The organism is Nocardiopsis endophytica (genome assembly GCF_027706725.1).
Taxonomy (GTDB): Bacteria; Actinomycetota; Actinomycetes; order Streptosporangiales; family Streptosporangiaceae; genus Nocardiopsis_A; species Nocardiopsis_A endophytica.
Window position 1 is genome coordinate 53,532 of sequence record NZ_JAQFWQ010000008.1, and the last position, 18,542, is coordinate 72,073.

Genomic DNA, 18,542 nt, shown 5'->3' on the forward strand with positions numbered 1-18,542 from the left:
TTTCCCAACCCGTGTTCGCGATTCCCCACCACATGGCAGGGTGCAAACCCCCGATGAAAAGGAGCGACACCATGCGCACCCTGTGCGAGCACCCCGCCTGGAACAACGGCCGCCGTCTCGCCCGCACCCCCGCCGGAACCGTGGTGGCGACCGACGGAGCCGACGGGATCACCCTGTCCACGCCCGGTCCCGCCCTCGACGTCTACGACCCCGCCGACCTCACCGCCGCCCCCGACCAGGTGCGCCGAGGACTTCAAGGCCGTGGCCCCGTCGCCCGGCTGCGCACCCCCGACCTGTGGGAAGCCATCGCGACCGCGATCATCCGGCAGGTCATCCGCGCCGACCAGGCCCGCCTCATGTACCAGCGCTTCACCGACACCCACGGCGACCCGACCGAGGCAGGACGCGTGTTCCCCGGAGCCGAGACGGTCTTGGCCCTGGGGGATGAGGCGTTCGCCGAACTGGGGATGGCGTTCAAGCGCGATCCGCTCCGCGCAGCCGCCCAGGCGGTGCTCGACCACGGCGAGAAGTGGGGCCAGCTCCCCGCGCTCGACCTGGTCGACGAACTCCAGTCGGTGCCCCGGATCGGCCCCTGGACCGCCGGCGCCACCGTCGCCGACTTCACCGGCGACTTCTCCCTCTACCCCTACGGCGACATGGCGGTGCGCAAGTACGCCCGGCAGACCTTCCCCGACCTCGACCTTCCCGACCAGGAAGCCGCGTTCGCGGCCCGCTGGTCGGCCTACTGCGCGACCCCTTCAGAGCTGTCCGTTCTGACCGCACTCACCCTCGCCCTGGGAGGCGACCGTGCCAAACCTCTCGACCGGAACGAGCCTTCATGACCTGATCACGGGCCACGACCCCGCCCACCCTCTCGACCTGCTCCTGGTCAACGCCCCGCTGCGCGACTACGCCGAGCGGCCGCGCGTCAACGACTTCACGTTGCCCGTCGTCGGGATGGGCTACATCGCCACCTACGCCGCGCACCGCGGATTCAACGCGGGTGTGCTCGACGGCGAGGCGCTCGGCCTGCCGATCGCCGCCGTCGCCCAGGCCGTGAACGCCGCCGCCCCGAGGTGGGCCGGGTTCAACCTGCTCGCCCCGACCTACGAGATCTCCGCGAACACCGCCGCCGCCCTCGACCCGGGGATCAAGATCCTGCTCGGCGGACACCAGGCCAAGGCCATGCCGACCGAGATCCTCACCGATCCGCGCATGACCCGGTGCGAGGCCCTGGTGATCGGGGAAGCAGAGACCCGCGTCGCCGAGCTGCTGGCCGACCACCACAACCGGGGCGACTTGCCCGGGGTGATGTGGCTCGACCCCGTCATGCGGCAGCCGGTGACCGGCGGCCGCCCCGGCCAGAACCACCACCTGGCCCCGCCCATCGACGAACTGCCGTTCGTCGACCGGCGGTACCTCACCCAGGACCCCCACCACGATGCCGGCCGCTGGGAAGCGAACATGGTCGGCGCCCGCGGCTGCCCGTACGACTGCTCGTTCTGCGGCGCTGCCGTCTCGGCCAATCCGGATGTGACGATCCGGGTGCGCTCGGCCGAGAACGTGGTGGCCGAGATGGAGCAGCTCCGCACCGCCTACGGGGTCACCGCGTTCCGGTTCGTGGACGACCTGTTCCTGGGCGCCCGCCGCGTCATCAAGCAGATGATGGACGGCTTCGCCACGCACAAGGTCGGCGACTGGGCGCTCTGGGACGCCACAGGGCGAATCAACGTCCTCGCTCGGGAGAGCGACGACGTCCTTGACCGGCTCGTCGCGAACGGGCTACGCGAAGTCGCCCTGGGGATCGAGTCCGGCTCCGAGCGGATGCTGGCCTACATCGACAAGCGCATCACCCAGGACATGATCCGCTCGACCGTGACCCGCCTCGTCGAGCGCGGGATCGCGGTGAAGGGGTACTTCATTCTCGGGTTCCCCGGCGAGAGCCGCGCCGAGATGCGCGAGACCGTCGACCTCGTGCGCGAGCTGTGGGACCTCACCGACCGCGCCCCGGGCCGGTTCCGCTCCTCGGTGTTCGAGTTCCGCCCCTACCCCGGCACCCCCGAGTGGCACCGGTTGATGGCCACCGGCGACTACACGCCCGGCCAGTTGCTCAACTACACGGCCGTCGATCTCACCGACCAGGGCGTAGACGAGGCCATGCGGCAGCGGGACGAGTTCAACTTCTCCAGCGGTATCCAGTTCGGCGAGGCCACCGTGGACGAGATCCGCGCCGCCCTGGTCGAACTGTCCCACGGAGAACACCACAGGCGGAGGGCCGCCGCATGAGCCAAGGCCTGTTCGTCGCGATCGACGGCCCCGGCGCCGCCGGGAAGTCCACCCTGCTCCGTAATCTCACCGAACGGTTCACCGGCGCCGGGGTGCCCGTGCACGCCACCACCGAACCCTCGCGCGCCCCACTGGGCGAGTTCGCCCGCCGCCACACCGGCGAGTACACGGGCATGGCGCTGGCGTGCCTGGTCGGCGCTGACCGGTACCACCACCTCGAAACCGAGATCCGCCCCGCCATCGACGCCGGGAAAGTGGTGCTGTGCGATCGGTACACCCTGTCGTCCCTGGTCCTGCAAGCCGGGATCGACGGCGCGCCAGAGGCGGCCGTGCGCTGCATCAACGCCTACGCCGACCCGCCGGACCTGCAAATCGTCCTCACCGCGCCGCCCGCGGTGCTGCGCGAACGGCTCGACGTGCGCGGCTCCCACGGTCGGTTCGAGGACGACCCGTCCCTTCCCGAACGCGAGGTCGAGCTGTACCACAAGGCCGCCGCCGCATCAGAACAGGCAGGCGTGCGGACCGTGGTCGCCGACACCTCACAGGGGCCGGAGGCGATCGAATCCCTGCTTTCCGGACTCACCAGCACCATCAGAGGGCTATGGTCTCAGGCGACGCCGAGAATCCACCTGATGAGGTGACCCGTGCCGGAGCGCTACCGCAGCATCATCGACGTCCACGTGATCCTGCCGCGAGGCAACGAGGTCCTCCTGCTGGAACGGCAGAACACCGGCTACTGCGACGGGATGCTGCACCTGCCCTCCGGACACCTCGACGAGGGCGAGCCGATCCCGCACGGCGCGGCAAGGGAAGCCCGGGAAGAGGTCGGCGTAAGCATCGACCCCGCCGATCTGTCCCTGGTGGCCGTCGTGCATCACCGGCAAAATCCACACCTCGCCCGCATCGGCATGTTCTTCCTCGCCGAGAAGTGGTCGGGGGAACCGTTCGTCGCCGAGCCGGACAAGGCCGGCAAGCTCGTGTGGGCCGACCCGCGCGTTCTGCCCTCGAACACGATCGGCTACCCGGCCGAGGGCATCCGGGCATGGCTGGAGGGCGACCGCTTGGCACTGCATGGGTGGCCGACCTCCTGAACCCGCTACCCGGCGCCCCCGGGGGGCGAACACAACGAAGGGCGCCCCACTCCCCCGCCGAGAGAGTGGGGCGCTGCTGCGTTCCCATCAGGGTCTTCCCCAACGATGACTAGAACACACGTGCGAAGGTAGCAGGTGTCAGACCTGGTCAGCTCGCCCTCGAGGCGATGCTGAGCCCAGGCGGCCAGGGCAGTACCGGCGGCCGTCGCCACGGCTACACTGAGCGCCGAACAGCCGATGATCTCCCGGGCATGACCTGGCCGGTGATCACAGCACCGACAGAGACGAGCACTCGCGACACCGCGCCCTGAAGCACTGTGCGAAGACCGCGGGAACGAGCCTCCTTGCTGACCGCCGAGGCGCTTCCGGCGCGCCATCTGGGCTCAGTACGGATCCCTTCAATCCATCAAGGCAGTACACGCAAGCGAAGCTGTTTGCGTCAGGGTCTTCTCACCGCTGCGGTCAGGGTCGGCGAATGTCCTGTTGATACATCAGCTCGTACAAGTGCCCGCCCTTGATCAAGACCTCCGCCTGGACAGGGCGCCCCGCGCCGTAGACCACGCGCAGGGTCCGCAGGACCGGCGCATCGTCGGGGAGTTCGAGGAGCTTGAGCTCCTCACTGGTGGGCAGCCGGGTCGAAACACGGTCGACCCACTCATCGGGCGGATAGCCGAGATCGGCGAGCAGCTTGGGGGCTCCGCCGCGGATGCGCTTGTTCTCGGTGAGCGCGGTGCCATGGGCCAGCTCTGCAGGGAAGAAGACATCGGCCAGCTCGACAGGCTCACCGTCGAGGAGCAGCAGCTGGCGGCGGCGGACCGCCCCGCCGTCCTCGCCCAGTTCGAAGAACTCGGCGATGCGCTGGGGAGGCCTCACCTCCTCCACACTCAACAGGTCGACGGCGCCCTGCTGCGAACGCCGCTCGGCCTCGGTCATCCAGCGGTAAGGATCCTGTCCGTCGGCCGGGGGCATGTAGGCCGCCGGCTGGATCGCCAACGACGCCTCCCCGCGCACGAAGACACCGACACCGGCCCGCCCGACAAGGAAGCCCTCCTCCTTGAGGACGCCCAATGTGCGCTGGACCGTCTGGCTGGTGACCTGGTAGCGCTCCATGAGCTGCGCCGTGGTGGGCAGGCGCTGCCCCGGCGGCATGTCCCCGGACATGATCAGGGCACGGATCTCCGCCGCGATCTGCTGGTGGCGGGGGCGCGGGTCGCGTTTGCGGGCCATGTCATCCCATCCTGATGCGGTAGCGAAGGTGGCGCCCCTCCGGGTTCATCGTCATCGTCGACACCTCGAAGGGCGTTCCGTCCTCGGCGAGCACCACCCGGAACAGGGCGAGGACCACGGCCTCGTCGGGCAGGCCGAGCTGCCGCGCCTCCTCAGCGGTGGCGGGACGGACGCTCACGTCCTCCAGGACGTCGTGCGCGGCGAACCCGAGATCGGCCAGGGCCCTGACGGCTCCGCCTTTGATCTTTCCCGGCTCAACCAGAGTGGTTCCGCGGGCGATGGACGAGGGGTAGTAGGAGTCGGTGAGCTCTGCCGGGCGGTCGTCCAGCAGCATGAGCCTTCTGCGAACGACTGCCTTCTCCGTGTCTGAGAGCCCGAGGGCTTTGGCGACCGGAGTCGGGGGCTCGACCTCGGCGACCTCCAGGAGCCGCTGCGCCCCCCGGTTGCCGGCCATCTTCGTCCAGGTGTCGGGATCGGCCTGGCCAGGAGGCGTCAGGTAGTCCTGAGAGCTGTCGAGGCCTTCGGTTCCTGAGCCCATGGCTTCCGCCTCCATAGTGGCTTAGCGGATAAGGAGTCAGTCCCACCCTAGTCGTTCGGACTTGGCCCGTGAGGACGCCCCGTTTCCGCATGAGCAGTGACCGAGAGACTCAGGGGTCTCACTGTCGGTCGACAATGGCCGCTTGCGAAATCAAAGGGCTCGAGCGCTCGGCTTCGCCACCGCGATCTGAGGAAGGGCCCCCATGGGAGTGGATCGATGCGGCTGGTCGGACCTGCCCACGCGGGCGCGCCGGGCTGTTGAAGCCCGTACGGACTCGCCGGTGGCGGTCGAACCGGTCAGCGGCGGGGCCAACTCGGCTATCGCGACCGTCGTGCACGGTCCCGACGGCCCGGTGTTCGTCAAAGGGCTCCCAGCGGACCACCGGCAGGCCTGGACTCAGGACCGCGAGGCCGCGATCGCTCCACACCTGGTCGGGGTGGCGCCGCAGATGCTGTGGCGCGTGCAGGTTGACGGGTGGGACCTGATCGGCTGGGAGCACATCGACGGCCGCCGGGCCGACTTCTCCCCCGGCTCGGCCGACCTGCCCCTGGCGGCCGAAGTGTTAGGGCTGCTGGCCGAGAGGTCCTGCCCCGATGCCCCCCTCAAGTCGGTGGCCCGGCGGCGAGAGCACGTCGACGATCCCAGCGAGTTGGACGTGCTCGACGGGACGGCGCTGGCCCACACCGACCTGAACCCCGGCAACTTCCTGGTCACCGACAACGGGAGGGCGGTGCTGGTGGACTGGGCCTGGCCCACCCGCGCGGCCGCCTGGATCGATGCGGCCTGCTGGGCGGTGTGGCTCATCGCCTCCGGTCACACCCCGGCCTCGGCCGAACGGTGGGCCGCGACGATCCCGGCCTGGAAGTGCGCCGATGAGCAGGCCCTCGGGTGTTCGCGACGGTGCAGGCCCGGTTGTGGGCGGACATCGCGACTGAGGCCGCCTCGTGGACCGGACAGGTGGCTTCGGCGGCCGCGCGCTGGCAAGAGCACCTCCTCTGATCAGGAGGCCGGGCCCCTCCGCCGGACAGGGGCGGAGGGGCCCGGTGGGCGCCGCCGTGCTCGCGTTCGGCGCGCCCGGGGATGGCGCCGGGCCCCCTCTTGCCCGGCGCGCTGGTGGTTCGGTGGCGGTGGCCTGCCCGCAGGCGCTCCTCGGCACGGGGGTGGGGGCGAAGGAGTTCAGCGCCCGCGGGTGCACTTCCGCAGGGGGTGTTTCAGTGGTCGCCGGGGCGGGCGGCGTTCTTCCACGGGGTGGGAAGGACCCCGCCGGAGCGCAGGTGCTCATCCAGAGCGGTGAAGGCGGCATCGGCGATCTGCAGGGCCTCGTCGCACTCATCGCCTTGCCCGGTCCCGTCTTCGCGCCCGTTCAGCGCTTCGGACAGGGCGTCGTAGAGGTCGTCGGCGTGCTCGGTGACCGGATCGGGCTCGGCTGCCCGCGCACGCGGGAAGTAGAGGATTCTGGCTGAGGATTCGAATGCCATGACGGGCCTTCTCTCTGCTGTGCCGCCCACCCGACGCAGTGCGTTCCTAGCGGGCGGCCTTGTTCACATCACGCGGACCTTCCTCCACCAGCCGCTCTGCAGGCCCAGGCTCTCCAGCTCATCACGCAAGGCGGCCGCCAGCACGGGACGGAGCGGATCGTCTACGCCCATGCCATGTTCGACGCGGAAGTCCTGTTCGTCTTCGACGTCGAAGTGCACGGTGAAGCGGTGCTCGGTGCCGGCGGGCCGGTGCAGCTCGGCCGCGCTCAGGTGTGCACGAGCGATGGGCAGCGCCGCGGCCAGCCGAGTCAGGTAGGCGGCGGCATGCGGGCCGATCAACGCGATCTCCACACCGGCCCCGAGGAGCAGCCTGGCACCTGAAGGCCCGGTGTCGACGTGGATCATCGCCGGATGCGGATCACTGATCGCCAGGCCGGGGTCGGGAAGATTCATCGCCGCTGTTCCTTCTGATTGGTGAGAACGACCGTCATGCCGCCGGACCCAGGCTCGTTTCGCACCGTGTCGAGGCCGACCGCAGCCTGGAGGCGTCCTTCGGTCAAATGGTCCACTGCCGCTCCGTTCCCGGGTCCCCGAGCAGGGCTCAGACCTCGGCTTCGCGGTAGCGCCGGTGGCCGCCGAGAGTCCGGACGCTGGTCAGCTTGCCTGCCTTGGCCCAGCGGGTCACGGTCTTGGGATCCACGCGGAACACGGCCGCCACCTCCGCAGGGGTCAGCAATGGGCTGTCGACTGTGCGGCGATCGTTCACGCTGTGGGCCTTCCATTCGAGTGGTGTGTGCATCTGCCGGGGCGGTCCGAATCGCTTCACCGTCGGCATGCTTGGTCACGTAGGGGCGGATCCGGGAAGGACGGGGCCGCCGGCTGGTCGCTGCCGCTGCTCTCCTGGGCCGGGTTCCTCGACCGCTTCTGCGCTCACCAGCACCGTCGCGGCGCTTGTGATGGACGCGGTCAACGGGTGCGCAGATCAGTGCCGTTGCGGGCATTGCTGGTGTCGCCATCGTCATCACCTCGATCGGGCGAACCGGGTGTGGGCCCGGTCATGTCCAGCTAGCCTCGAGTGTGTCACTGAGATCACACGAAAAGCAACACCCATACTGAGATTTTCAGTGCGAGCGTTGCAATAAGTTGCCCCTCTTGGTGATCGCGCGGGACACTGAAGGCGCCCAGCCCGCCCTGCGGAGGAGTCGCTCAGTGTCCGTCGGCAGCCCCATGGTCGCCCGCTTGGGCCTGGCCAACTTCCTGCGGCAGTCCCGGGGAGGGCGCACCGCAGCGCAGGCCGCGGCGGTCGCCGGCTTCAGCAAGGCGACGCTCTCCCGCGTCGAGCGCGGCGAGACCTCCATCTCCCCCGGGGACACCCAGCGGCTGCTCCAGTACTACGGCGTCCCCGACGAGGTGGCCGAGACGTTCATCGAACTCGCCTACGCCGCCAAGAAGCCGGGCTGGTGGCAGCGGTACAAGGCCGCGATGCCGGACTGGTTCAACCTCTTCGTCGGTGTCGAGACCGCAGCCCACCGCATCCGCACCTACGAGGCGGACCTCATCCCTGGACTGCTGCAGATCCCGGAGTACACCCGCGCCATCGCCGAGCAGGACATCCCGGCACCGGCCACCACCGGGGAGATCGAGGAAGCGGTCAGCCTCCGACAGCGACGCCAGGAGATCCTGACCCGCGAGGACGCCCCCGCCCAGCTGTCCGCCGTCATCAACGAGGCAGCGTTGCAGCGCCGCGTCGGCGGCCCCGACGTGCTCCGCGCCCAACTCGAGCACCTGCTGACGGCGCTCGAACAGGACAACATCGACCTCAGGGTGCTGCCCTTCGCAGTCGGAGCGCACCCGGCCAGCTACGGCTCATTCGTGCTGCTGGACTACACCGTGGTCGACACCGACTACGCCCTGGCCTACGTCGAGTACTGCGGCGGCGCCCTCTACCTCGAAGCCGAAGAAGAGATCGCCCTGCACTCGGCCACCTTCGACGGCCAGCAACAGCGCGCCGCCTCCCCGGAAGACACGAAGGAGCTGATCAAGGATGCACTCGAACAGATCGGCTGACCCGCGAAGAGAAGGTTCGGACGCCCTCATGAAGAACCGGGTCGCGACAGAGCAGCTTCGTTGGTACGTTTCCAGCTACACCGGAGGCAAGGGGAACTGCGTGCAGGTGGCCGATCTCCCCGCCGGCGGCAGGGCGCTCCGCGACAGCAAGCACCCCGCGGACGCGCAGGTCCCCCTGCCCGCCGCCGCCTGGGCCGCCTTCATCAATGCCGCGCGGCGAAGAGCACTCTGACCGCCAGTGAGAAGAAGCATCTGCCTCAGGCCGAGCCGACCAACCAGGGCATAACTTCAGAGCTGATCCTTCTCCGGGTTTCACGTCGTGCGTCCCCGTCGACTGAGCTAACGGGGTGTCAGTGCCAACCTGAGAGGCGCCTGGCTCCCTTACGCTTCAAGGCTTCCAACACCCGAGCCGTGGGTCCCAGAATATGCCGGTTCTGCTCAATGAGTCGCAGCTGAGCCGAGCGGTAGCGGACCACGAGGTCGTTTTCCGCCGTCTGTACGGAAGCACCCTCCAAGCCGATCAAGGGGTCAGTGAGAGCCGCAGCGACAAACTCAGGGTTGGGGAAACCGAACCATCGCAGAGTCCAATAGCCTCCTGCACCCCAAAGCATCTTGCCAGGCTCCCCCTGGTAGGGGAAGGCGTCAGGGATATCGTCGGGCGGGTAGTGCCATCCCCAGGTCGCCCACGACCGATCCGGCGCTTTCAAAGACATTCGGGTGAACAGCGCCGCAAGAAGGTCCCTGGCACTGCTGCTCATCGGTGGAACGGCCGCCCACTCGCTGGCTTCGTGAGGGCCCATGGGATGGTCCACAGTAAGCATGGTCTCCGCATGCCCGCTCCCTGGGCAGGGGCGCCCACAGTTCATTCGCTCGACTGCTTCATTGTTGTAGCGGACCAGGAATGTTGCCCTCGTCGGGACGTGCCAGAACCGCGTGTGGTCCGCACTGTGGCACAGGGCCCTCAGGCCGGGAATCCGGCATCCGCTCTCATCCCGACCCGAGATCATCCGCCAGGCGACGTTTCGTGGGGTGTCGGTGACGATATGAAAATCGTTGTAGCGCGGCGAGAAGTGGAAGGTGTAAACATTAAGCGCGTGCGCCCCCCCAGTCGCGCGGCGGCGCACCGAGGCGGTCGGAGTTAAACACTGCAATGGCCAAGAGCGCCCTTAGGGCTTGCTGTTCCTGGATGCAAGTGTCAAGACCGTGATTTTGTTTGTCGCGAGGTACCCCTGCCCGAGCTTCACGCTTTGATTCGCCCGTGTAGCCGGAACGGAACACGCCAGTGTGGCGCCGCACGGAGTGGGATGCCATGGTGATCTCGATTCCGCGTCCGCCCGGCCAGACGCGCACATCGACCATCCCAGAAGGGCTCGTGACAACGCATTCGTCTGAGGCGCAGAGCAGGCGCACCACACCATTCAGCCACCGGAGTCGGACGCCGGGGTCCTCCCCGTAAGGGCCGACGGGCCTCTGCAAGACCGCCGTCCCGGCCAGGTTAGCCGTCGAAGGTCTCCGCCGCACGTGTTTCGTATCCGAGTCCTGGAAAGAGTGCAGTGACCCATGTGGCCGCCATCGTCTTGGAGCTAGTTCAAGGCGATGAACACCGTGTCCGAGGCGATCCCCACGTCAAGGACGAGCCTGCCGCCCGGGGAGGTCCACGTGGCGACCGGGGCGTCACCTCCCAACGGGCGCCACAACCGGATGGACCCACCTGAATCGTTGATCGTCACCACGACCACGTGGCCGCCCACGTCGGCGACCGCCGGATTTCCCCGCCCTGTGTAAAGCGACTCGCCGACCTTCGGCGCAGCCCCAGAAGTCTCGCCCGACCCCAGCGTCATTCTGCGATGCCTACGCCCACAACGACGCCCGCCGGGCGTTCGCCTTCGCAACCGACCGTGCCGAAGAAGCCGGCGACTGGCCCCTGCGCACCAAGATCTTCTCCCACCGCGCCCGCCAGGCGATATGGTGCGGCCCCCAGATGCGGAGTTGACCTACACTACGCCGCCCAACATGCAGGCGACACCAGGCACACGTTGTGGGACCTAGCCGTTTCCGAGGCAGTGACGCCCGTCCGGCGGTCGAGCGGTTGATTGCGGCGATCGACGGGCGAAGCGATGCCCCGAACACGGCGTCAGCATCGCCGGACGCGCCGCACTGGCCCGAGCCGTCAGCGCCTTCCGCGAACGCATCTCGAACCTGGTGGCCGCCTCACAACGGTCCCCGCGCCCTTTGGCCACATCCTGACCACCGCTGCTCGCGGAGCCAGCATCGTTCTCCGGGACGTCGCCATCGTGCGCATCGGGGAGAACGCCGTACTGCGGGCACGCCCAGGGGTCATCGCCCGCATCTCCCGGCCCGGCCAGAACAGCGCCGCAGCCCGGGAGGTCGAAGTCTCCCGCTGGCTCGCAGAACAAGGAATCCCCGTGGTTCGCCCGCTCGCTGTCGACCAGCACGCGGTGCTGGAGGGCCGAGCGGTGACGTGGTGGGAGGAGCTCCCGAACACGGTCCCGACGCGGTCGCCGACCTAATCGCCTCGCTGCATGCGCTCGACCTCCGCGGCACCTGCCCTGGGGGCCGAGTACGGATCTCCGGATCCGACACAGCATGCGGCACGCATGCTACGGACGAGGACCATGCGGTCGCGGCGACCCTTCAGCGACGGTTGGCGCCAGGGGGGGGCGAGCAAGGGCACGAATCCGGAGAACTCCTACAGCAAGACACTCCGATGAACAGCCGCTTCCGGAAACTTGACTAAAACGTCAAGGATCAATAGAAACCTTGGGAGGGAAAAAGCCATAGCGCCCCCGATCCAGACGCTTGGTGAAAACCACATCAACCGAGTCGCCGTGAAGAGGATCCGTGGGATCGAGGTTCTCCATAATGATGACTTGACCATCTAGACGACTTTGAACATCTTCATAGAACGCCGCAATAATCCCGGCCGGAAGTGCCGCGTCAACCTCTCCGTCCTCGAGGTTGTCCGGCGGGCGGTAGGTAACAAGGGGGGAATCCAAGACTACGAAACCAGGGTGAGCGATTTCCCGATCAAAACAATACTGAGCTAGACCGAGCGTAAATGCGGCATGAAGGATCGCCCGAACACCCTTACCGTGTGCGGACCGCAATTGGTCGCCAGCTTGGATATCCTGCGCCAAACGATCATACCGCACCGATTGCGCATCAGGAAACCCCCAGTCTCCAAGTCGATCAGAAAGTTCTCGAGAGAACTCTTGAAGGGCGTTAGGACTCATCCCATCAGATATAGCAGCACCATCTCTTTGAACGTCATCCTCAATCTGGACTTTCATCCGTTGCAGGCCTGCGAGCTGCTCATAGAAGGTCAATGACTTTTCAATGTCACTGCGCACTTCAGCCAACTCGCGGAGATCGCTCTGCTTCGGCGCTAAATCGTTCTCGATTTCGCGAAGTGTTTGCCGTAAATCGCCAATTCGACCATCGGTCGACTCGCTATCGACTCGCGCCTGCACCGCCCGTTGGTTAACGTCGTCAATCGTCAGCAGGAGGTCCGCGAGGAGGTTTTCAGTTTTCTGAATCTCTGCGTCGACGGATGCGGCGAATGCCGTCGAGTCTCCTTCGCACTCAAGGTTGTAGTGCTGATGCTCCGACTCGGCGCCGCAAAATGGACACAAACCGGTGGCGAAGTAGCCGAGGATATTTCCTGCCTCCTTGATAGTTGCAAGGCGAGCCAGGTCCGACTCGTACTGAGTCCGGAGGAGTTTAAATCTGGCCTGCAGCGCTACAACTTCGGCCATCTCGGTTCTCGCGTCATGAAGGCGTTGCTGCGCCTGGCGCAGCCTCTCGTTGACCTCGGCACGCCTTGACCACACCTCTGACATCGCGGCGTTTTGCTCATTCATCGCGTTGTTGAGACGAGCCAACTGGTCTCTGAGCTGCCCCACCTCGGCGGTCCCAGAGAGCTTCGCCTCGACCTCTGCGATCAGTCGATCGATCACCTCGACCTTCGCGCCGCTGACCCTCGACTTTTCTTGAGCGGACGGCACCGCGATCACTGCAGAGTCGTCTTCAGCCTCGAGGAGCAACTTCAGGACTGAAATTTCCTTGGTCTTTCCAGTCCAGTTACCTGTCAGCGCAGGCGGCGTATCAGACTGCATCTGTGTCTCGTCCACGACGCAGAGACGCACGAGGTTCCGAAAGCTCAACGAATCAGTCATTCCCTGAGCGTTCCTCCGAACCCGCATTCCGTCAAGGTCGACCTGCTTAAGCAGGAAGCGGGAGACGTTGGATTCGCTTCTGTGGTCGTGCTTCCAGTTAAGCGTGCCATCGGCGACGGGCAAGGGTCCATCACGAAGGTCGGCGTTGTAGAGGCTGAAGCCGCCTCCTGCCACAGATCGGGCCAATGTAACGTGTTCTCCGTCTGGAAGTTCCAATCCGAGGAGAACGGTCGAGTACCCCTCACGCTCAGGGATCTCCTTCAAGCTTTTGGCGCCCATCATGAAGTTGAGGGCGTCAACGATGAAAGACTTCCCGGTGTCGGATGGTCCTCGAACGAGCGTGAGTTGCGGTCCAAACTCGACACTTGCCGACTCTACGTTCGTTCCAATAAACGTCAGGTGGGTGATGGTGAGTCGCAGCATCTACACTGCCCCGTTCAGCGGGGACTGGATATGTCCGAACTCCTCGGCCCAGTGGCCAGAGACAGTGCGCATTGTTTCCCGCATTGCGTCATCACTCAAGTTAGCAAAGTGGTTCACGACCCATGCCGCTCTGGATGAGAGAGCGCAAGCGTGCTCCGTCTCTAAAAGCCGGGCGAAACCTTCCGCGTTTTCGCTCGCCCAGAATCGGATGCCGTCCGAGCCCGTCTCCATCTGGGCCAAACCTGAACGCACAAGAACCTCGACGCCGCCCTGGACGAGTTCCCGTTTGATGCCGAGTTCCCCCGCACGAATCGGCACTGGGGGGTGCAGACTCTCGGGTCCGCCAAGGTCAGCGCTATGCAGCAGCCCGTGGTCGAGCAGAACGAGCCTGTTGAGGTCAAGGTGCTCAGGGAACGCTTCGACAAGCACCATCAAGACTCGAATTGCTACTTCGAGAGGGCCATTAAGCGGCGTCGTCACGACCTCTCCTTGACCCAGGTGAGCCGGTCCTCGTTGGCGAGGTGATGGCAGATCCCCTTCCGGTCCTCGATGCGCGATACCGAGATCAGCTCGTGTGCGCTGAGGTCGAGCTGGCCAGAGGCGGTAAGTACGCTCGTGAGGCGATCCATGCCGGATGAGTGTGATGTCTCAGCCACCTCGATGACGCCTGAATAGACATCCGTCTGCAGGGCCTCGAACGTGCCAGGTGGAACCGAGTCCCGGGCGTACAGCCTCAGAGCCTCAGCTGAGTAAAACGACTCACGTTGCCGGCGGTAGTGCCCTCCAAACTTGCCATGCGATGAGACGTTCTCAGCGGTGAACGATTCGGCGGGCTCCTTCTCGGCATAGACTTCGATGAGTTGGGCCACGTATCGCGTTTCATGTGCCCCGACTTCGTCGGGCGGACTATCGTGACCAGGTCGCGGGGGCACAGGTGACCCGAATCGGCCAACGTGATAAGGGGTGCCGCGGTGCGTCTCCAGCGCATCCTCAAGCTCGACGGATCGGAATAGAGCGAAGTCAGCCGTCTTGGCCAGCCTGGCAACGTTGTCGCGCAAGTCTTCAGGAATCTCAGAAGCAAGGCTGTCACCCTTGTCCAATTGCTCAAGAAACCAGTTACGCAATTCAGTGGGCCTACTCAGCAGGCGATTGAGCGTTGGCCCGCAACCTTTCGGAGCAAAAAAGGCATAACAGTCTGGCAATACATAGTGACCATCGATAACCGAAGTAAAGACTTTCAGCATCTCGGGGAAGGCATCGGATGGTTTCAGGGCCTCAGAATAGTGCTTACCTTGGTAACAATCCCAAGGTCCTTCAAACTGCATGTCCGTCTTGAACCCGGCAACATCAGCGCCTCGATCGTTCGATCCCCCCAGGCGTTTGATCTGGACGTAGTCCGTCCCGAGCGCCGTTGCCCACTCCCGTATGAAGTGTTCCCACTCGTCAGGGCTGTAGAAAAAGATGTACTGCCTTGGGGTCATAGACGGCCCACGGAGCGACGGCGTGACCGCAGGGACCTCAGGTGCTTGGAGATCGGTGAGTTCGGGGGGCGCTCCTTCGGGGCGCGCACCCGCAAAATCAGACATCACGGATGGCCTCCTGGAAGAACTCGGTCTCGCCCACCACTCTAGTGTTACTCGTAGTCCTGCTGAGGAGGAACCCCCAAGGGCCGGTTTAGCTGATCAGGCTGTCCATGAACTTGAAGGCCCCGCCCAGGGCGAGGAGCCCGGCCAGGGCGGCCTCGGCCGGGTGGCGCCCGGCCCACCAGGCCAGCCCGGTGACCACAGCCGCGCACATCAGGCTAGCCAGCACCACCAGCGCAGTACGCGTGCTCAGCCGGGTGCCAGCGGGAGGCGGATCGTCGGTGCGATCGGGGGTTGCCATGGTCTGTGCGCCCTCCTGCCCGGCGCCTGCGGGGCCGGATACCCGGGCACCGGCCGAATTCCCGGTGCCGATGCCCAGACAAGCGCGGTGGCGAGGGTGTCCGGCAGAAGGAGGGACAAGGTCGCTCCGGAAGCATGACACCAACGCTCCGGACACGGACCCCTGTTGGCCGCATACGGACACCGCCCCAACGCCCTGTCCGGCGCGTTCTAGGGTTCCGGACACAGCCGGACAGTGGCGGACAGTGGGGAGGGCGGCTCGTGGAAATCGGACCCGGTACAGAGGACCTAGCTGTGGAGGAGGCAAGCGACCGGGAGGAGTTCTCCGAGCTGCTACGGGCCCTACGCGCACGCGCGGGCAGCCCTTCGCTGCGGACGTTGGAGAAGGAGACCGCGACCGCGGCCCGGCCGCTAGTCCCGCTGCGCCGCTCGTCGTTCGCGGAGGTCCTGCAGGGGCAGCGCTTCCCCCAACGGGCCGTCCTGGCGACGTTCCTACACACCTGCGGAGTGCAAGGGGCAGAGGCACAGCGGTGGATGCGCGCCTGGGAGCGCCTGGCCCCAGCCTACGCTCCGGCAAACCGGAACGAGGATGACCGCGCCGAGCAGGAGCGCGCGGCAGAGGCCGTGTTGGAGCAGGTGCAAACCGAGGCCGCCGAGGTGGTCGCACAGGCACGCCGCCAAGCCGAACATGAGGCGAAGCAGATTCGGGCTCGGGCACTGAAGGAGGCACAACGGATCCGCGAGCAGTCCTCCCCCGAGATTGGAGCGCTTCCGGAAGGGGTGGAGAAGCAGGACCGGCCTGCCAGATCCGGCCACGTCGGTGCGATGTTCAACCTCGGGAGGCTGCTGGAGCAGCGAGGGGACACTCTCATGGCTGCCCACTGGTACGAGAAGGCAGCCGAGGCCGAAGGCGGTTAGGTGTGCTGTCCTGAGAGGTAGGTGACACGGGAGGCGGTAGGACCGCCGATCGCGGTGTCGAACCAGTGGTGCTTGTAGTGGTGCAGCCAGTGGGCGAACGCCTCGTGCCGCTCGGTCGCTGACGTGTAGGCCTGTGCGTAAACCCATTCGTCGGCCGGGGGCGGTGTAACCAACCTCAGTGGCCAGCACATCAGGCCGCTACTCCACCGAAGCGGCCCTGCTGACCCCACTGCTTGATCAGGCGGCCCCAGCGTTCCTTGCGGTTGAAGTGGAGCGCAATCTCCCTGCCTGTGGGGAGGGCGCCGTCCTTCCCACGGTGCTCCAGGGCCCAGTTCCAGGCCTCCACTTGCAGGTAGGGGATGGCAGAAGCGCCGGGATGATCGGCTTCGCGCTCCACGGCTTCGACCACGTGCAGGCGGGGGCGGTCATCGTCGGCCTGCTCTGCTTGGCCGTCCTGGCCGACGGTGATCGGGGCCTCGTCGGCTTCCGTTGCCAGAGCGGTCGGAGCCCCGGGCTCATCGAAAGCGTGAGCTGAGCGCGCGCCTTGCTCACGCCGCAGCTCTCGCATCAGCAGCTCGAACGCGCCTGCCAAGGCGAAGGACGGCCAGGCGTGGATCACCGCCGACCACGCCGTCGGCTCGGCGACGGCCACGTTCGCTGCGAGGGAGGCCAGGCTGCCGAGGATCAGCAGCGTCCACGGCAGCACTCCCCCGCGGCGGCCACGCCTCGCGTCGGCCAGCAAGGTCATCGACGACGCGATGATCATGCCGTCCACAGACAGTGGAAACAGCGCCGCCCTCCACTCCGGCTCGCCGTGGCGCTGGGCGAGTTCGAACATGTGGGAGTAGGACACCACCGCCGCGATGCCGGCCAGGAGGAACACCGCAGCGACCGTGATCCAGCGTGAGACCCGCGCACTCGCCATCGCCGGTCACCGCCTGTCCAGCTCGAAGGTCGCGGACAGGGGCAAAGGCATGTACGTAGCGGGCGAGTCCCCCCTCGGACACGCCAGTTCGTACATGTTGTGCGGGTCGAGGTTTCCCTCGGCCCGCACTGTGTGTTTCTGGGGCAGGTAACGCAGGTTCCAGCTCCCGGTACAGCTCCGCCTTATCGGCCGATTCGGCCTCCCGAACCGCGGCGGCCACCCCACCGACTCGCTCGATGATCACCTTGATCTCCTCGGTCGGGGAAGGGCGGAACGCACCGCGTCCGGCGGCGGCCGGACCACCGCTACCCCGCCGGTGATGCGCAACTCCCACACCGTTGCCCGGCGGTGGGCTCTCCGAGGGGCCTAGACCGTGTGCTGGGCTTTGAGTCTGCTGGCCACCCACGACACCTCGGTCCTGATTGAGACGGCCACCGGGGGCCGCGCGATCGCCTACGGCGTCGCGGCCCTGGCCCTGGGCGCGATCGGCCTGGAGGCTGTAGCCGCAGTGCGCTGGACCCCCGGCCGCCTCAACCCCATGGTCGCCTACACCACCCTGGGATCGACGATCGCGGTGTGCGGCTGGGCCGCCTGGACACTTACCGAGACCCTCCCCGGGGCACTGGTCGGTGCGGCTCCGGCCGGAGCGTTCGCCCCACTGCTCCTCCTTGCCCACACCGCCCAGAACCACCAGGAACGCTTAGGCCTGCTCCCGACAACGACCATGCCCTGAGGCCCCAGAGCACCCCGGCTCCGTCCCGCGTGACGATGGACATCGGCGAGGGACAGATGATGAACGCGCCGTCCTCCGGCAAGACCGTCCGCACCGAGCCTGTACAGAGCGGCTTCTACAGCCCGCGCTTCATGGGAGCGGTCCGCCCCGGCCCATAGCCGCAAGGCATCCTCCTCGCTAGGCTCTTAGACGGCCGGGGTGTTCGCTTTGCTTGGTCGCTTGGCACTCCTCACGGCCAGAGAGCCGGCGGGTTTCCCGTCGGCTCTCCCATGCGATCACACTTCTCCCTGCTACCGCAGAGGTCCCTCCCCTCCAAGACCGGCATTACCTGGGCGCCTTGACCCCGCAGCAAGGGGCCGCGGCGAATCCCGAACGGTGATCCGCCGCAGCCACAGGGACAGCTGGATCAGTCCCCTGCCCCGCCCCGCTGCCGAAGCCAAGCCCAGAGAGCGACCCCCGCGCCCCCGCCGCACGGTGCCCCCTTGGCTATCCCGTGAGCGAGCGGATCCCCGCCCTCCCACCAGAGAAGCGCCAGACCCACCCAAACCAGGCATCCAGTGAGGAATGCCAGGTAAAGGTGCACTTCAGCCACTCCGTCGTCACGATACGGAATCGTTGCATGACCGAAAATACGGCAGCAGGACTTGATACGCTCGACCAGCCGTGAGCGAGCGACACAGGCCTTGTTCACGGAAAACCCTTCTCCACGAGGGGGTGGAGGCGGACCGGCACCGGCTGACGGTCAAATCTCCCGGTCGCCGGTCCGCCTTTTCGGAC

Annotated in this window: 21 protein-coding genes; 10 read left to right on the top strand and 11 right to left on the bottom strand. The window is 66.5% G+C overall.

Annotated features, from left to right (window positions below; genetic code table 11):
• Positions 1 to 71: 71 nt before the first annotated feature.
• The 4 genes from O4J56_RS04720 to O4J56_RS04735 are packed head-to-tail and all read left to right on the top strand — an operon-like array spanning position 72 to position 3,377.
• A complete protein-coding gene (locus O4J56_RS04720; protein WP_270683826.1) occupies positions 72 to 842 on the top strand; it encodes a DNA-3-methyladenine glycosylase family protein in 771 nt (256 codons plus the stop codon).
• The gene (locus tag O4J56_RS04725) at positions 808 to 2,286 is read left to right on the top strand and encodes a B12-binding domain-containing radical SAM protein (RefSeq protein WP_270683827.1); all 1,479 of its coding nucleotides are present in this window, start codon (positions 808 to 810) and stop codon (positions 2,284 to 2,286) included. Before O4J56_RS04720 ends, O4J56_RS04725 begins: the two co-directional genes overlap by 35 nt.
• Positions 2,283 to 2,927 carry a dTMP kinase gene (gene tmk, locus O4J56_RS04730; protein ID WP_270683828.1) on the top strand — a complete coding sequence of 215 codons (645 nt, stop codon included), beginning with the start codon at positions 2,283 to 2,285 and terminating at the stop codon, positions 2,925 to 2,927. The genes O4J56_RS04725 and tmk overlap by 4 nt, the downstream gene beginning before the upstream one ends.
• 3 nt (positions 2,928 to 2,930) lie before the next feature.
• On the top strand, positions 2,931 to 3,377 hold the full coding sequence (locus O4J56_RS04735) for an NUDIX hydrolase (protein WP_270683829.1): 447 nt from the start codon (positions 2,931 to 2,933) through the stop codon (positions 3,375 to 3,377).
• Positions 3,378 to 3,839: 462 nt separating this feature from the next.
• On the opposite strand, the gene O4J56_RS04740 is transcribed toward O4J56_RS04735, so the two are convergent.
• From O4J56_RS04740 to O4J56_RS04760, 5 genes are all read right to left on the bottom strand, one after another.
• Entirely contained in the window at positions 3,840 to 4,604 is a 765-nt protein-coding gene (locus O4J56_RS04740; protein ID WP_270683830.1) for a GntR family transcriptional regulator, read from the bottom strand.
• 1 nt (position 4,605) lies between these two features.
• Positions 4,606 to 5,142, bottom strand: a complete 537-nt coding sequence (locus tag O4J56_RS04745) for a GntR family transcriptional regulator (protein WP_270683831.1) — start codon at positions 5,140 to 5,142, stop codon at positions 4,606 to 4,608.
• A 1,211-nt stretch (positions 5,143 to 6,353) separates the two neighbouring features.
• Positions 6,354 to 6,620, bottom strand: a complete 267-nt coding sequence (locus O4J56_RS04750; protein ID WP_270683832.1) for a hypothetical protein — start codon at positions 6,618 to 6,620, stop codon at positions 6,354 to 6,356.
• A 63-nt stretch (positions 6,621 to 6,683) separates the two neighbouring features.
• Complete coding sequence (locus O4J56_RS04755) at positions 6,684 to 7,073, bottom strand: hypothetical protein (RefSeq protein WP_270683833.1); 390 nt, start codon at positions 7,071 to 7,073, stop codon at positions 6,684 to 6,686.
• A 148-nt stretch (positions 7,074 to 7,221) separates the two neighbouring features.
• Positions 7,222 to 7,419, bottom strand: coding sequence for a BldC family transcriptional regulator (locus O4J56_RS04760; protein WP_270683883.1), 198 nt, complete (start codon positions 7,417 to 7,419; stop codon positions 7,222 to 7,224).
• A 410-nt stretch (positions 7,420 to 7,829) separates the two neighbouring features.
• On the opposite strand from O4J56_RS04760, the gene O4J56_RS04765 reads away from it, so the two are divergent.
• The 3 genes from O4J56_RS04765 (at position 7,830) to O4J56_RS32085 (ending at position 11,218) form a co-directional block, all read left to right on the top strand.
• Positions 7,830 to 8,687, top strand: coding sequence for a helix-turn-helix domain-containing protein (locus tag O4J56_RS04765; RefSeq protein ID WP_270683834.1), 858 nt, complete (start codon positions 7,830 to 7,832; stop codon positions 8,685 to 8,687).
• A gap of 28 nt (positions 8,688 to 8,715) precedes the next feature.
• Entirely contained in the window at positions 8,716 to 8,919 is a 204-nt protein-coding gene (locus O4J56_RS04770) for a DUF397 domain-containing protein (protein WP_270683835.1), read from the top strand.
• Positions 8,920 to 10,804: 1,885 nt separating this feature from the next.
• Positions 10,805 to 11,218 (top strand): phosphotransferase, encoded by a 414-nt coding sequence (locus O4J56_RS32085; protein ID WP_408639082.1) that lies wholly within the window; start codon positions 10,805 to 10,807, stop codon positions 11,216 to 11,218.
• A gap of 231 nt (positions 11,219 to 11,449) precedes the next feature.
• On the opposite strand, the gene O4J56_RS04775 is transcribed toward O4J56_RS32085, so the two are convergent.
• The 4 genes from O4J56_RS04775 to O4J56_RS04790 all read right to left on the bottom strand — a co-directional run bounded on the left by O4J56_RS04775 (position 11,450) and on the right by O4J56_RS04790 (position 15,190).
• On the bottom strand, positions 11,450 to 13,306 hold the full coding sequence (locus tag O4J56_RS04775; RefSeq protein WP_270683836.1) for a P-loop NTPase family protein: 1,857 nt from the start codon (positions 13,304 to 13,306) through the stop codon (positions 11,450 to 11,452).
• Entirely contained in the window at positions 13,307 to 13,786 is a 480-nt protein-coding gene (locus tag O4J56_RS04780) for an ABC-three component system middle component 2 (RefSeq protein ID WP_270683837.1), read from the bottom strand. It abuts the gene before it with no gap.
• Entirely contained in the window at positions 13,783 to 14,892 is a 1,110-nt protein-coding gene (locus O4J56_RS04785; RefSeq protein ID WP_333563782.1) for an ABC-three component system protein, read from the bottom strand. Before O4J56_RS04785 ends, O4J56_RS04780 begins: the two co-directional genes overlap by 4 nt.
• An 88-nt stretch (positions 14,893 to 14,980) precedes the next feature.
• Entirely contained in the window at positions 14,981 to 15,190 is a 210-nt protein-coding gene (locus tag O4J56_RS04790; protein WP_270683839.1) for a hypothetical protein, read from the bottom strand.
• A gap of 260 nt (positions 15,191 to 15,450) precedes the next feature.
• Between O4J56_RS04790 and O4J56_RS04795 the strand changes: the two genes are divergently transcribed.
• Complete coding sequence (locus tag O4J56_RS04795) at positions 15,451 to 16,107, top strand: ATP synthase F0 subunit B (protein ID WP_270683840.1); 657 nt, start codon at positions 15,451 to 15,453, stop codon at positions 16,105 to 16,107.
• On the opposite strand, the gene O4J56_RS04800 is transcribed toward O4J56_RS04795, so the two are convergent.
• Positions 16,104 to 16,298, bottom strand: coding sequence for a hypothetical protein (locus O4J56_RS04800; RefSeq protein WP_408639083.1), 195 nt, complete (start codon positions 16,296 to 16,298; stop codon positions 16,104 to 16,106). The two genes, O4J56_RS04795 and O4J56_RS04800, sit on opposite strands and share 4 nt — an antisense overlap.
• On the bottom strand, positions 16,298 to 17,032 hold the full coding sequence (locus O4J56_RS04805) for a DUF2637 domain-containing protein (RefSeq protein ID WP_270683841.1): 735 nt from the start codon (positions 17,030 to 17,032) through the stop codon (positions 16,298 to 16,300). The genes O4J56_RS04800 and O4J56_RS04805 overlap by 1 nt, the downstream gene beginning before the upstream one ends.
• 373 nt (positions 17,033 to 17,405) lie before the next feature.
• On the opposite strand from O4J56_RS04805, the gene O4J56_RS04810 reads away from it, so the two are divergent.
• Together O4J56_RS04810 and O4J56_RS04815 are read left to right on the top strand one after the other, a co-directional pair.
• Positions 17,406 to 17,765, top strand: coding sequence for a hypothetical protein (locus O4J56_RS04810; protein WP_270683842.1), 360 nt, complete (start codon positions 17,406 to 17,408; stop codon positions 17,763 to 17,765).
• 35 nt (positions 17,766 to 17,800) lie between these two features.
• Positions 17,801 to 17,923, top strand: coding sequence for a hypothetical protein (locus tag O4J56_RS04815; RefSeq protein WP_270683843.1), 123 nt, complete (start codon positions 17,801 to 17,803; stop codon positions 17,921 to 17,923).
• The last annotated feature ends 619 nt before the right edge of the window (positions 17,924 to 18,542 follow it).

What these genes read in the sequence shown, in the direction of transcription:
- O4J56_RS04785 (WP_333563782.1), bottom strand. Translation starts at nt 14,892, where the DNA reads ATGTCTGATTTTGCGGGTGCGCGCCCCGAAGGAGCGCCCCCCGAACTC.
- O4J56_RS04790 (WP_270683839.1), bottom strand. Translation starts at nt 15,190, where the DNA reads ATGGCAACCCCCGATCGCACCGACGATCCGCCTCCCGCTGGCACCCGG.
- O4J56_RS04750 (WP_270683832.1), bottom strand. Translation starts at nt 6,620, where the DNA reads ATGGCATTCGAATCCTCAGCCAGAATCCTCTACTTCCCGCGTGCGCGG.
- tmk (WP_270683828.1), top strand. Translation starts at nt 2,283, where the DNA reads ATGAGCCAAGGCCTGTTCGTCGCGATCGACGGCCCCGGCGCCGCCGGG.
- O4J56_RS32085 (WP_408639082.1), top strand. Translation starts at nt 10,805, where the DNA reads ATGCCCCGAACACGGCGTCAGCATCGCCGGACGCGCCGCACTGGCCCG.
- O4J56_RS04760 (WP_270683883.1), bottom strand. Translation starts at nt 7,419, where the DNA reads ATGCACACACCACTCGAATGGAAGGCCCACAGCGTGAACGATCGCCGC.
- O4J56_RS04800 (WP_408639083.1), bottom strand. Translation starts at nt 16,298, where the DNA reads ATGTGCTGGCCACTGAGGTTGGTTACACCGCCCCCGGCCGACGAATGG.
- O4J56_RS04805 (WP_270683841.1), bottom strand. Translation starts at nt 17,032, where the DNA reads ATGGCGAGTGCGCGGGTCTCACGCTGGATCACGGTCGCTGCGGTGTTC.
- O4J56_RS04755 (WP_270683833.1), bottom strand. Translation starts at nt 7,073, where the DNA reads ATGAATCTTCCCGACCCCGGCCTGGCGATCAGTGATCCGCATCCGGCG.
- O4J56_RS04720 (WP_270683826.1), top strand. Translation starts at nt 72, where the DNA reads ATGCGCACCCTGTGCGAGCACCCCGCCTGGAACAACGGCCGCCGTCTC.
- O4J56_RS04745 (WP_270683831.1), bottom strand. Translation starts at nt 5,142, where the DNA reads ATGGGCTCAGGAACCGAAGGCCTCGACAGCTCTCAGGACTACCTGACG.
- O4J56_RS04770 (WP_270683835.1), top strand. Translation starts at nt 8,716, where the DNA reads ATGAAGAACCGGGTCGCGACAGAGCAGCTTCGTTGGTACGTTTCCAGC.
- O4J56_RS04740 (WP_270683830.1), bottom strand. Translation starts at nt 4,604, where the DNA reads ATGGCCCGCAAACGCGACCCGCGCCCCCGCCACCAGCAGATCGCGGCG.
- O4J56_RS04775 (WP_270683836.1), bottom strand. Translation starts at nt 13,306, where the DNA reads ATGCTGCGACTCACCATCACCCACCTGACGTTTATTGGAACGAACGTA.
- O4J56_RS04815 (WP_270683843.1), top strand. Translation starts at nt 17,801, where the DNA reads ATGGACATCGGCGAGGGACAGATGATGAACGCGCCGTCCTCCGGCAAG.